General features: G+C 53.6%; 11 protein-coding genes. 8 read left to right on the top strand and 3 right to left on the bottom strand.

What is annotated here, in order from left to right:
• Window positions 1-7: 7 nt before the first annotated feature.
• Entirely contained in the window at window positions 8-3109 is a 3102-nt protein-coding gene (locus tag ACYVHB_RS14230) for a PVC-type heme-binding CxxCH protein (protein WP_461052407.1), read from the bottom strand.
• Window positions 3110-3175: 66 nt separating this feature from the next.
• The gene (locus tag ACYVHB_RS14235; protein WP_461052408.1) at window positions 3176-4039 is read right to left on the bottom strand and encodes a sugar phosphate isomerase/epimerase family protein; all 864 of its coding nucleotides are present in this window, start codon (window positions 4037-4039) and stop codon (window positions 3176-3178) included.
• A 228-nt stretch (window positions 4040-4267) separates the two neighbouring features.
• Between ACYVHB_RS14235 and ACYVHB_RS14240 the strand changes: the two genes are divergently transcribed.
• The 8 genes from ACYVHB_RS14240 to ACYVHB_RS14275 all read left to right on the top strand — a co-directional run bounded on the left by ACYVHB_RS14240 (window position 4268) and on the right by ACYVHB_RS14275 (window position 11180).
• Window positions 4268-4828 carry an RNA polymerase sigma factor gene (locus ACYVHB_RS14240; protein WP_461052409.1) on the top strand — a complete coding sequence of 187 codons (561 nt, stop codon included), beginning with the start codon at window positions 4268-4270 and terminating at the stop codon, window positions 4826-4828.
• Window positions 4821-6551, top strand: coding sequence for a hypothetical protein (locus tag ACYVHB_RS14245; protein ID WP_461052410.1), 1731 nt, complete (start codon window positions 4821-4823; stop codon window positions 6549-6551). Before ACYVHB_RS14240 ends, ACYVHB_RS14245 begins: the two co-directional genes overlap by 8 nt.
• A 14-nt stretch (window positions 6552-6565) precedes the next feature.
• Window positions 6566-7042 (top strand): hypothetical protein, encoded by a 477-nt coding sequence (locus tag ACYVHB_RS14250; protein WP_461052411.1) that lies wholly within the window; start codon window positions 6566-6568, stop codon window positions 7040-7042.
• A gap of 72 nt (window positions 7043-7114) precedes the next feature.
• Window positions 7115-8365, top strand: coding sequence for a serpin family protein (locus tag ACYVHB_RS14255; RefSeq protein ID WP_461052412.1), 1251 nt, complete (start codon window positions 7115-7117; stop codon window positions 8363-8365).
• Window positions 8362-8802, top strand: coding sequence for an META domain-containing protein (locus ACYVHB_RS14260; RefSeq protein WP_461052413.1), 441 nt, complete (start codon window positions 8362-8364; stop codon window positions 8800-8802). Before ACYVHB_RS14255 ends, ACYVHB_RS14260 begins: the two co-directional genes overlap by 4 nt.
• A gap of 211 nt (window positions 8803-9013) precedes the next feature.
• Window positions 9014-10321 (top strand): LVIVD repeat-containing protein, encoded by a 1308-nt coding sequence (locus ACYVHB_RS14265; protein ID WP_461052414.1) that lies wholly within the window; start codon window positions 9014-9016, stop codon window positions 10319-10321.
• 7 nt (window positions 10322-10328) lie between these two features.
• Window positions 10329-10967: a hypothetical protein gene (locus ACYVHB_RS14270; RefSeq protein WP_461052415.1), complete on the top strand. Its 639-nt coding sequence runs from the start codon at window positions 10329-10331 to the stop codon at window positions 10965-10967.
• A gap of 21 nt (window positions 10968-10988) precedes the next feature.
• Window positions 10989-11180, top strand: coding sequence for a hypothetical protein (locus ACYVHB_RS14275; RefSeq protein ID WP_461052416.1), 192 nt, complete (start codon window positions 10989-10991; stop codon window positions 11178-11180).
• 76 nt (window positions 11181-11256) lie between these two features.
• On the opposite strand, the gene typA is transcribed toward ACYVHB_RS14275, so the two are convergent.
• The gene (gene typA, locus ACYVHB_RS14280; RefSeq protein WP_461052417.1) at window positions 11257-13071 is read right to left on the bottom strand and encodes a translational GTPase TypA; all 1815 of its coding nucleotides are present in this window, start codon (window positions 13069-13071) and stop codon (window positions 11257-11259) included.
• Window positions 13072-13250: the final 179 nt, after the last annotated feature.

A 13250-nucleotide genomic window follows, 5' to 3' on the forward strand; every position in this document is an offset into this window, starting at 1 on the left:
TCAGCCGTTATTGTTTCAGCAGAAACGCCGTCAAATCAGCGAGTTGCTGCGGCTTCAGGCCCATTGCTTCGGGGTTGGGCATCAGGCTGGTTTTGTACTGCCGTCGCGACGAAATTTTCTCCGTTGGAACCGTATGTTTTTGTCCTGTCACGCCCTTAATCACTACAGACTGCTCACCATCGCTAACCAAAAAACCGTAGTAAGTCTGACCCGTTTTGGTCGTAATCAGCCAAGGCTCATAACCAAAGGCAATACCGGCGCTGGGATAGAGAATGGCGTCTAACAGCGCGTTCTTGTCAAATTTCTGATGAATTTGAGTCAGTTCAGGGCCAACGTCATTACCCTGCTGACCATGCCGGTGACAGGTTGAGCACATGGCTTTGAACACGCCCAGGCCTGCACGTTTGTCGCCGGTTAAGGCCGCGATTTCTGCTATGTCCGCCTTCGCTCCCGAACTGACAGCGGCTGCTGTAGCCGGAGTGCGTTCGGGTAGCACACGGTCGGCGGGTGGGTTGGCTGCGGTCGAAGCGACCGATTGAGCCGGAGTATCGGGGTTGGCAGTCGTTTCCGGGCGCTTCCAAGGGAAATACTCCTTCGCCATCGTCCGAACGGTCTGATCGGTGTTTCGGCGAATGTTCGGTCCGGCTGCTTTGATGAGGTCTTCCGACAGCTTGTTATCGGCGGCTAAGCCAATCAGGAGTTTCGCCCCTTCTACGTCCTTCGCCATTTCAATGGCTACCTTCCGTTTTTCGGCGTCGGTTTTATATTCATCTAACAGCACCTGCCGCTTAGCCAGCATTTTCTGTTCTTCAGCCGACACCTTATTGGGCATCAATTCGTCCCAGTTCAACAGTTTAGCCCAATCGTTGCCACGCCGGAAACCCGTCCAGTAATTTGCCTGATCGGCCACGTCTTTATCGGTCGATTTGGTCAGGTCAATCATGGCTTTAGCCGCAACTGTACTTTTAATGAACCCCAGCGCCACTACCGACTGCTTGCGGGCATCGGCGGTAAGTTGGGGGGATTCGGCCCGCTTTTTCAATAATTCAGCCGCCGACGCCGGGTGCAGTTCCCACACCAGATTAGCCGTTTTCTGATCCCACTCAGCCGGATCTTCGGGGAGCGTCGGGCGCAGGTCAGCGAATAAGGCTTCTTCTTTGCCGTCGGCGGCCTGCCCAAGTGCGGTTAAATAATAACGGTCCTGTCCATCGTAGCGGTTTACTAAATTAAGCAACATATTGCGACAGTCGGCGTAGGGCACGTCGCGCAGGGCAATGGCTACTTCCCGCCGGACGGCCGCGCTTGGATCGATGGAGAGGTTTCCTAACAGCGGCAATAACGCCTGCTGAGATGCGGTCAGGGCCGGAATGGATTTAGAATTTTCGGGCGTAATGCTCCGCAAAGCGCGCAGAGCCGCAATTCGGATAGGCGCGTCGGCCGCTTTCAGTAGCCGCTCGACCTCAAACTGCCCTTCGGCTCCCAGGTGCGCCAGCAGGAAAATAGCACGCGCCCGGTGGTACGGATTCGGCGACGACAGCAGACCCATCACCGGTTCAATGACCTTTTCGCCCTGCGCTTTCAGGGCCTCAAAACCCAGCATCCTGACGTTCACGGCGGGGTTGAGCAACGCGGCAATTTGACCTTCGGTGCTGCGAAGGTCAATTTTGGGTAGTCGCAGCTTTTTGCCCTTAGGCGTGATGCGATAGATGCGGCCGTAGCCTTTTTGGTCCTGCATCTGGTGCCCACCTACGACGGGATCGTACCAGTCGGCGATGTACAGCGCCCCATCGGTTCCGACCGCCACGTCGCTTGGCCGAAACCATTTGCGCGTATCGTTCTCCTTAGCGTCCCACTTATAGTTTTCGTCCACCTTCGGGAAGGTACTGATGAAGTCGGTCCGCGGCATCCGGTAGCCCGCGCCCCACGGTTCGGGCTTGTAGGCGAAAACGACGTTCCGGCCCGCTTCGGCACTGAGCAACATGCCCCGGTACTGCGGTCCTAGTTGGTCACCCTCGTAAACAACCACGCCGGTGGGAGAACCGGCCCCGCTAATGTCGCCAACGGGCATTACACCGGGGTCTTCCTGATGCCAGTGCGCCACCGGAATCGGCTGGCCGGGGCGTTGGTCGCCCTGCCAGTAGCGGGTGCCGTCGTTACTGAAATAGCCCGCGTTGCCGCCTTCCATGAGCCAGCTTGTGCGGCAGGCCACAACCTGATCGTCGTTGTCGTTCTGCCACATAGTCCCGTACGAATCCAGCGCGGTTTCGTAATTATTCCGGAAATTATGCCCCATCACCTTCAGGTTCGACCCGTCGGGATTGATGCGCAGAGCCATCCCGCCCGTCCACACGCGACCGTCGTCGCTGACCTGCCCGCCGTGGTTGATTTTGTTATAAGGCGTTCCGCCGACGTACAGACTTCCCGACCGGAGCGTCCAGCCGTCGCGGTCGGTCACAACATGTGGTCCGGCATTGCCCGTGTTGAAGTAGTACTTACCATCGGGTCCGGCCACAACGGCGTGCAGCGAATGGTCGTGATCCAGCCCGCCAAAACCCGTCAGCATAATCTCTTTTTTGTCGGGCTTATCATCGCCGTTTTCGTCGGTATAGACCACGACGTTGGGCGCACACGACACGATGACCTTGTTGCCGATCACAGCGATGCCGAGGGGCGACACCAGATCGGGGTCCGTCACGAATACTTTGCTGGCGTCGGCTTTTCCATCACCGTTGGTATCTTCGAGAATCATCACTCGCTCGCCCTCCGGGTGGTCGAGCCGCTCTTCCGCTTTGTTGTTAAATTTGCGATAATTAACCGCTTCCGTGATCCAGACCCGGCCTTTGGCGTCTATGTCCATGTTGGTCGGGTTATAGAACATGGGTCCCTCAGCCCAGAGCGTAGCTTCCAGATCATCGGGTAGGTAAAGCCGCTGCGTAGAATCCCCATCACTAACGACCACACTGCGCTGACGACGATCACCGGCTCCGGCGGGGCCGTAACTGCTCGATGAGGTGGTTTTCGGTTTAATCGTTTGTCCGGCGAGGTATATAAGTCCAGCCGTAAGCAAAGTCAGCGGCAGCGCGTTGAAAGCAGTTATCGTTGTCTTCATAAAGTATGCGATGATCCCAACTTAATTTGTATCCTTATTGATGAGGGAATAAAACCCATTCACGTTTTATACGAACAGCGCCCGGACAGTCCGGTTATTTTCAATGTAGCTTTCGACAATGGGTTTGCCGGGGGGTACGGCTCCCTCAATTTGAAGCCATCCCGAATAGCCAATATCGTCCAGCGCCTGCCGGACTTTCCCTAAATCGACCTTGCCTTTACCCAGCAGATACCCGTTTTCTTTCAGATGAACTTCGCAGATCCGGTCCTTGCCCAGCTCACGAATTTCGTTAAAAATATTGTACCCCATCACCGACGAATTACAAACATCGTAGTAAACTTTTATGGCCGGTGAGCCAACGGCATCCATAATCGCCAGATGCTCCGGGGCCGACAGCCACGACTCGATGCCCAGCACCACGCCCGCCCGTTCGGCTTTAGGCGCAACGGCTTTCAGTTTGTCGATAACGGCCTGTGTACCGGTTTTGTCGTTGCGCAGGTCATTATTCGAGAAAAAAGCCAGTAGCACGTTACGCACACCTAAGGCACTGGCCACGTCGACGCTGTCCTGCACCCACTGATCGGTGCGGGGATCGGACTTGTAGGGGATCTCGTTGAGTAAACCAACGGCCAAACCACCGAAACCAACCCCCGCTTGCCGGGCCGCTTCCTTAAAAGCTTGTTGCTTATCGGGTCGGCGCAGGTGTTCGTGGTCTGCTTTCGTGTTCAGGCTTACCTGCACCCCATCTAACCCAATTTGTTTTGCTACCGCAAACGTGTTAATGGCCCCCGCCGGACCAATGGACCAGTCGCAGGCACCGATTTTAAACCGGGCTTTAGGTATCGAGGTCATCAGTTGCGACAAAGCCGGGGAAACCAGTGCCGTTAACCCAGTACCCAGCGAGTAACGTAGTGCATCGCGACGATTCATAAACAGATTCGGGAGAAGGGTTTATCAAATATACATGAATCGACAGCAACGCGTTTAACTTTGGACAATAGTCGTCGATTCGTGAACGCCTGTTGCTGATCGCCGTGCCCCTGTACTTTTTTGCCGGTGGGCACCTGATCGTGCCTGTTTATAAGGAGCCAATAAATTATTTTTACCCGGTTCCAACTACTCAAACCAGAAGAGGGTCTTTAGTGTATCAACGTTGGTATGCAGGATGAATACGCGTTAGTTGAAGGATGCCGTCGGCAGGACCGGATTGTGCAGCGACAGCTCTATGAGCGGTTTGCCGGAAAGCTCTTTGTCGTTTGCAAACGCTACGTGAAAGACCCTGATGAAGCGGAGGATGTGCTGCAGGATGCGTTTGTGAAGGTGTACCGGCATATTGGTACGTTTCGGTTCGAGTGCCCATTAGAGGCCTGGCTCAAGCGGATTGTGATTAACACGGCCCTGAAGCATATCAGGAAAGAGAAGCCCTGGGAGCATTCTGCCGATGTGCAGGAGTTAGCGCCCGTGCTCCCGCAGGCCGATCTGAGTCTGCCCGCGTTAAACTATCAGTACCTGCTTCAACTGATTCAGGAACTGCCACCGGGTTGCCGAGCCGTCTTTAATTTATATGCCATTGAGGGGTACAACCACCCGGAGATCGCCGAATTGCTCGACATTGCCGAAGGAACCTCTAAATCGCAATACGCCCGAGCTCGGGGCCTGTTACAACAGAAATTACAACGTGAACAACGATACGGTTTACCACCAGTGAAAAATGAGTGAATTTGAACAGAACATACCGGACGATTTCTGGCGGAAGGCTTTTGAGGAAGCTGCCGAAACGCCCCCACCCCGCGTGTGGGACGCTGTGGAGCGCCGGTTAGATGAAGGGGAAGGGCCAAAGATCCTGCCACTTTGGGGAGCGGGGCTGGTTTCATCGCCCTTGGTGGGCTGGTCCGTTGGCGTGGCCGCAGCGGTAGCTCTGCTGCTGGTCGGCTGGTGGGCTTTGCGGACAACCACGCCCGGCAATCCGGTTACTATTGCCAGTCAACAGCCGTCGAAGCAACCGGTGAGAGCGTTATCACTGATTGACAGAAATGCCAAAGTTGCCAGCCAACAGCCAGCGAAACAAACCGGGCGCGTATCTGTGATTCAAACGCCGAAGCCAACGGACTGCTGGCCGTCGTTCAAAAGCATACCGAAACGACCATCGTCACCCGCCGAACAGGCGCAGGAAACGGTTGCTTTAACCCAGAAGCCAGTGTCAGCAACCGGTAATCATTCGCTTTTAACATCTGACCAACCCATGAATCGACCAGCCGCCAAAGCGTTTACGCAGCCGTCGGAGGCACTGGCAGCCAAAACGCCTGAGCCGGTTGATGAACAACAAATCAGCAACGCGCAACCAACGGGAATAGCTCAGCGGGCCAACGTGTCTAACACCCGCGAAACTGTTGTGTCAGTAGATCGGGTGGCGTTTACCGGGGTTACAGCCGCCCCCACAGCACCCGCAAACGGATTCGTACCGGAATCTGACCGGGCAACGGCATCAGCGCAACCAACAGCGAATAGACAAAGCCTGTCGTTCGATCAGATTCCTACCTCGCCCCTGCGGTTGCGCGAAGTCGGTTCTATTCAGCGCATTGTCTGGCTGCGTCCTGCCGAGCCAGCAACCGAACCAACTGCGACTCAACCGAAACGGCAACTGCGCGAAGTTTGGGCGTCGGTCAGCCTGATGCCAGGTGCGTTCGACCCGGCGGTGGATCTGCGGTCGGCACAACCGTCGTTTGCTCAGTCCAATGCGCTGACCAATACCAGCACCAGCCAGCCGTCGATTAACAGCCGGGCAAATTTCTCGGTGGCGTATCAGGCGGGGGCGGGTATTCAACTGACCGAACGCTGGTCTATAGAATCGGGGGTTGGGTATCTGGCGGGTCGCTCAGTCGTCGACAGCCCGGTGCAGAACTCCGTAGCGGGAATCAAGTCGGGCAGTGTTAACCGTACGGGGCAGGCGAGTAATTTGTACGTCGACGCCCTGCGCAACAGTTCATCCAGTGTACCATCGGCGAATAACAACCAGACAGCGAGTTTCGATTATGCATTCGCCAGCAATCAGTTCAATGCGCTGAACACCTACAATCCGCAAACCCGGCAATCGCTGAATAACGACTATCAGTATGTGCAGGTGCCCGTTCAGGTGGGCTATCAGTTACGGCCGCGTAAGCGACTCAGCTTAGCGCTGTTAGGTGGGTTTTTGTCCAATATTTTCGTTAGGAACACGGTGGGCGACAACTTGGTTATAACAGGGAGAGATGGCGTTTATCGGCCTCTTTCGTGGGCCGCTAACTTAGGCGCACGGTTCCGGTATCGGCCGTCGCGGCAATGGTCAGCGTCGCTGGCGGGTGTGTATCAACCCTCGTTAGGACCGGGCACCCGGCCGGAGTCGACCGTGCAAACCCGCCCCACATCAGCCGGTATGAGTTTTGGTATCGACTATCACTTTTAATTGATTCCTCAACCATGAAACTACTCCTCTTATTCGGTATGGCCGTGCTGACGCTAAGCCGTTGCACACAATCTACCGCACTGACACCCGAGGCAGCTTCGACCGACGGCGTTATTATCCGCACCGGCACGTCGTTTGGCATGTGTGTGGGTTATTGTCAGAACGATTACGTTTTCGACGGCACCCGGGTTACGCTCACCCAGAATGGCACTCGCACCCAAGCGCAGTCACCAACAAAAACCTGCCAAACGACACTCAGCGCGGCCGATGGAGAAGCGTTGAGAGCATTGACTAACTTCGATGCGTTTAGCAGTAAACCTGCCACTTTGGGCTGCCCCGACTGCGCCGATGGGGGCGCTGAGTACATTGAATTGCAAACGGGCGACCGGACACACCGCGTCACGTTCGAGTTTGGTAAAACCATTCCAGGATTCGAACCCTTAGTCAATGCGCTCCGCAGACAACGGGAGGCATTCAACGAATGTAAGTAGACAGCCGATTTGTAGTGGCCACAATTGAATGGGCGGTCCTGTTCACTTGTGGAGAAACTTAACTGACACATCATGAAAACAAACCCATTTTCACTCCTGACCGTAGCGGTTGCCGGTTTTCTGGTATTGGCCGTTAGCTGTAGAAATACCAATGTGACGCCCACCCCTGGCACGGGCACGCCAACGGGCGACTTACGCGTGTCGGCTCCCTTTGCCCAGCAGACGACTCAGTTCGCTTTTGATTTGGCGAAGCGGGTGATGGCGAAGGAAGGCCCTGACAAAAACGTGTTCGTTTCACCGCTGAGTCTGCACATGGCGCTCGGCATGATTTTAAACGGTGCCAATGCGCAAACGGCCCAGGAGATTCAGAAGACGCTGAACCTCGACGCACAAACGCTGGCCGAAGCCAATCAGACGTACCAAAACCTGATGGCTAACCTGCCCGTCACCGACCCGAACGTAACGCTCCAGTTGGCGAACTCGCTTTGGTATCGCAACACGTTTGCCGTGGCAACCACGTTTCAGGACGTGCTAAAGCAGACGTTCAATGCTAAGGTGTCGGCGGAAAATTTTAACGATCCGGCTACGGCAGGCAAAATAAACACCTGGGCCAGCGAGAATACAAAGGGTAAGATTCCCAAAGTAATCGACGCCATCCAGCCCGATAACGTCATGTTCCTGATGAACGCCCTGTACTTTAAAGGCGACTGGAAAACGCCGTTTTTACCGGCGAGTACAATGGATGCGCCGTTTAAACTTGCCTCGGGTGGCGAAACAACCGTGCGGATGATGCGACAGAAGACAGACCTGCGCCGGGCGTTTCGATCCACTTACGCAGCGTTTGAACTGCCTTACGGCTCCGGCCAGTTTGCCATGACAGTATTACTGCCTTCGGAGAACACCACCGCCGATGCGCTCCTGACCAGTTTGACCGGTGCCGACTGGACTCAGCTACAAAAAGATATGATGCTGGGTAAAATGGACATCGGGCTGCCCAAGTTCACGCTCAATTATGAGGTCAAGCTGAATGACATGTTGAGCGATATGGGTATGCCGACAGCGTTTACGGATCGGGCCGATTTCACCAAAATGAATGCAGCCGGTGGTCTGACGCTAAGCCTCGTAAAACAGAACACGTTTGTGGCCGTCGATGAGAAAGGCACCGAAGCGGCTGCCGTCACAACGGGGGAAATATCGGTTACTACGGCGGTGGATTTCCCGACGCTTTGCGACCGGCCGTTCGTGTTTGTGATTCACGAGAAGACGTCAGGTACGGTGCTGTTTGTCGGTAAGATTGCGGATCCAACCAAAACGAACTCATGAAAACGACCCTGTTAGCCGCTTTCGTCATCCTGTTGATGACACAGTGCAGCCGGGAGGAGCGCGAAGTAGCGCCGAGCGTTGCTAAATTAGTGGGCACGTGGCAACTCGTCGAGCCGGATTCTGCTTACGCTGTTACGTTACTGCTGGCGCTCGATACGGCTAATCCACCAAACGACATCATTCATTTTAAGGCAAATGGGAAGTCGGCCATCAACACCTACAACGCTTCTCTATCGGCCGCCGTGGATGGGCTGATGGTCGTGACGAGTGTGGGTAGTACGAAAATAGGTGGTTCGCCCGAAGCAACAACCGTTGAACAAGCGTACTTCGCCAGCCTGCGCGACGTCGTTCGCTATGAACTGCCTACAGACAATCGGTTGCGGTTGTATTATGGCGGGAATAAATCGGGTGTGCTGGTGTACAAGAAAATAGGCTGACAAGAGAAGACCCGAACGCGGGCCATGCGGAGCAACCATTGCCGACAGCCCGACGTATGAATACCAACGACAGTAATTTCTGACTTTTTGTGTAAGACCAATATTGCCCGGCCGTAATCAGGACAGCCGGGCAATTTATTTTTCGTTGATTCCAACCGTATCGTCTCGAATAGAATCATTTCATCAGTCAACCGCTATTAAACAACTGCGCATGAAACGATCTATTCTACCCTTCTTTCTACTGCCGCTTTTGTACCTGACGGCCTGCACCGACAACTGCGAACAGGTTAGAACGTACCGTAAATACGTCCCAATTCAAATTGCCCTTACCGACCTGCGGCAGGCCGTTACGTCTGGTGTACCCCGCCCGCTGGAAGAGCCAGGAAAACTGTACGTGAAAGACCAATACCTGTTCATTATCGAAGTAAAAAAAGGGATTCACGTTTTTGATAACAGCAACCCAGCTTCGCCGAAAGCCATCTCGTTTCTAAGTATTCCGGGCAACGTGGATTTGGCCGTGCGCGACAATATTCTCTACGCCGACAGTTACGTTGATCTGGTCGCGTTGGATATCAGCAACCCAACCGCCATTCGCGAAGTGGGACGCACCGAAACCGGCTTTGTCAACGGATCAGTTGGCCGAACGAGTTGGTATTATGACAAAACGAATGCAAAAATCAGTGACACAAGGGAGGAGATTGCAACCGAAACCATTAAAACCGACTGCGAAGGCAGTTTCAATGTACTTCCTTACCTGATTCCGTTTGCCTGGTTTGGCCGATCTTACTACGCGTCAGATTTTGCGTTTTCCAGCCAATCCAGCGCCGTAAAAACTACGGGCAGTACCCCCTCCGTTGGCGTTGGCGGCTCCATGGCCCGATTTGCTATTGTTGACGACAAACTGTACGTCGTTAATGGCTACTCGATGCAATTATTTACCATTGGCGATCCGACGAAACCAGTGAAGGGAAAAACCATCAATCTGAGTTGGAATGTTGAAACCATATTTCCGTATCGAAGCAGTTTGTTCATCGGTACCACCACGGGCATGTACATCTACGACGTGAGCAATCCTGGGGAGCCAAAACAGCTTTCGGCCTTTAGCCACGTCCGTTCCTGCGACCCGGTAGTCGTCCACGAAAACTACGCGTACGTAACGTTACGGGGTACGAGCACCTGCGGCTCCGGCAGTCAGGACGTGCTGGACGTAATCGACATCAGCAACCTGTCGGCACCGAAGCGGCTGAAGACGTACCCGGTCGAAACGCCTTACGGCCTTGGTATCGACTACCCAACGTTGTTCGTTTGTCAGGGCAGCAAAGGCCTGCGCGTGTTCGACGCATCAAATCCGCTGGACATTCAGGCGCGGCAAACATTCGCCAACGTCAACGCGTTCGACGTAATTCCGCTCTCGAAGACATTGCTGACCATTGGTAAGGACGGCCTGTACCAATATGATTATTCCAACCCAGGCGACCTGCGGTTACTGAGCAGGATTGCGGCTACCCCAGCAAACTAATCTACTTATGAAAAAGCAACTACTGCTTTCGCTCGTCGGTGCGCTGGTGCAGACAGCCGTTTATGCGCAAACGGGACCAACAAAGTCCATTCGGTGGCGTACAACCGTTCAAATGGGCGTTCAGGTCGGGCGGGTACGACCCGACGCTCCGTCGCAGAACTACGGGTATTACGGCTCTCAACTCTATTATCCGACAACGTATTACCAGCCCCGACGAACAGCGGGCAACCGAACAGGTTTAACAATTTACGCAACGCATAGTTACATAATTAGTCCTCGTGCCAGCATCGGAGTAGCGTCGGGCGTTGATTATTACAATAATTCGGCGTTTTTTCCCGTAGCAGCCACATTTCAGGGCGATTTTTTCAGAATTGAGCGTCGCCTATCGCCGTTTTACAGTCTCGAAAGTGGATACGCCTTCCGGGGGCCAAACCCGCATAACAAGGAATTGACCGGTGGATGGTTGTGGAGTCCGGGAATAGGCATTCGTATCAACAAAGGAAATGCAACTGGCTTTCTGATCAGCGCAGGATACAAGCATCAGGAGGCCCGGCAAACAGCTTCGGTAGATGGTGTTCAGACGCTGTCGCAGATAGAATATCGGCGGTACAACCGATTGTTTTTTAGAATGGGATTTAGCTTTTAAGCATATTCATTCACTCACGTCATGAAAAAAGTAGGTATGTTAATCATTGGTATCGCGCTGTTCGTAGCCGGATACCAGCACATTCGTCGGCAGAAAGAGTACATCACCGCCCAATCGGCTCGTGGTAGTACCACCACGTACGCGGAAACACCCCCGCCGACATCAGCCAGTCCAAAGAGGTCATTAGCCTTTCGGTTAATCAAACCTTCTTAACATGACAACGCCCCCATCCTGATGTCAGGATGGGGGCGTTGTTTAAATGATCTTTCGCGGGTGGTCAACAAGTAGCTTATGCCATTGCAAACTTGCTCTGATTCCGTTTGCGCTCATTCTCGTCTAAGAATACCTTCCGGATCCGCATCGACTTCGGTGTCACCTCCAGATACTCGTCTTTCTGGATGTACTCCATCGACTCTTCGAGCGAGAAGGCGATCTTCGGAGCAATTCTAACGTTGGTGTCCGACCCGGAAGCCCGCATGTTGGTCAACTGCTTAGCCGTTTGCACGTTCACCACAATATCGTTCTGGCGATTGTGTTCGCCAATTACCTGACCCGTGTAGATTTCGTCGCCCGGCTCCACGAAGAACGAACCCCGATCCTGAAGTTTGTCAATCGAATAGGCCGTTGCCATACCGCTGGTCATCGAGATCAGCGATCCGTTGATACGCTCCGGAATTTGTCCTTTGTACTCCTGATACTCTTTGAACCGGTGAGACATAACGGCTTCACCAAACGTAGCGGTCAGGACGTTTGAACGCAGACCAATCAGGCCACGCGATGGAATTTCAAACTCCAGATGCTGCAAGTCGCCCTTAGGTTCCATAATCAGCAACTCGCCTTTACGCTGCGTGGCCAGTTCGATTACCTTACCCGCCGTTTCCTCCGGTACATCGACCACGAGAGTTTCGATTGGTTCGAGTTTGTGGCCGTTTTCATCTTCCTTAAACAACACCTGTGGCTGACCAACCTGCAATTCGTAGCCTTCGCGACGCATAGTTTCGATCAGAACAGACAAGTGCAGAATGCCGCGACCGTAGACCAAGAAGCGGTCTTCGCTGTCCGTATTCTCAACGCGCAGAGCGAGGTTTTTCTCAATCTCTTTATAGAGCCGGTCGCGCAGGTGACGCGACGTCACGAACTTACCTTCTTTACCGAAGAACGGCGAGTTATTGATCGTGAACAGCATGTTCATCGTCGGCTCGTCAACCGAAATCCGTTCGAGAGCCTCCGGGTTTTCAAGGTCGCTGAGTGTATCGCCAATCTCGAACTCTTCCAGACCGGTCACCGCGCAAATGTCTCCGCAGGGGACTTCGGCAGCTTTCAGTTTACCAAGGCCTTCAAACGTTTGCAATTCTTTGATTTTTACCCGCTTAACCGAGCCGTCCGATTTTACCAGCGCCATGTTGGCACCTTCCTTCAGCGTGCCCCGGTGCACCCGGCCAATGGCTATCCGACCCACAAAGGACGAATAGTCGAGCGAGGTGATCTGCATTTGCGGCAACCCTTCGTTCATCGGCGCAGGCTTTATCGTTTCAACGATGGTATCCAGCAAATAGGTAATGTTATCAGTTGGCGTTTTCCAGTCTGGTCCCATCCAGCCTTGTTTTGAGGAGCCGTAGACGGTGGGGAAGTCGAGTTGGTCTTCGGTCGCGTCGAGGTTGAACATCAGGTCGAACACCTGCTCATGTACTTCGTCGGGGCGGCAGTTTTCTTTATCGACTTTGTTGACAATCACAATGGGCTTCAGACCAAGTTGCAGCGCCTTGCCCAGCACAAAACGGGTCTGGGGCATTGGCCCTTCAAACGCATCGACCAACAGGCAAACGCCATCGGCCATCTTTAGCACACGCTCCACTTCACCGCCAAAGTCACTGTGGCCCGGCGTATCGATGATGTTGATTTTAATGTCTTTGTACCGTACCGATACGTTTTTGGAAGTGATGGTAATGCCCCGTTCGCGTTCCAGATCGTTATTATCCAAAATCAGGTCGCCGAATTCCTGATTGTCCCGAAAGAGTTTGGATGCGTGAATAATTTTGTCAACCAGTGTCGTTTTGCCGTGGTCAACGTGGGCAATAATGGCTATATTTCTGATGGATTGCATACAAAGGAGGTGATAACAAACTCTACTTGTCGAACGATTAATTGAGGTTGTAACAGGTAGAGTCTGTTACGGCTGTGTTTCAGCCCGCAAAGGTACGAAATTTCACGTTAAAACGCAGAATTTTACAACTAATATATACGAGAATGGCCTGTATAAAGATCTGATTCTGATATAAATAC

It is taken from the genome of Spirosoma arcticum (assembly GCF_054779955.1).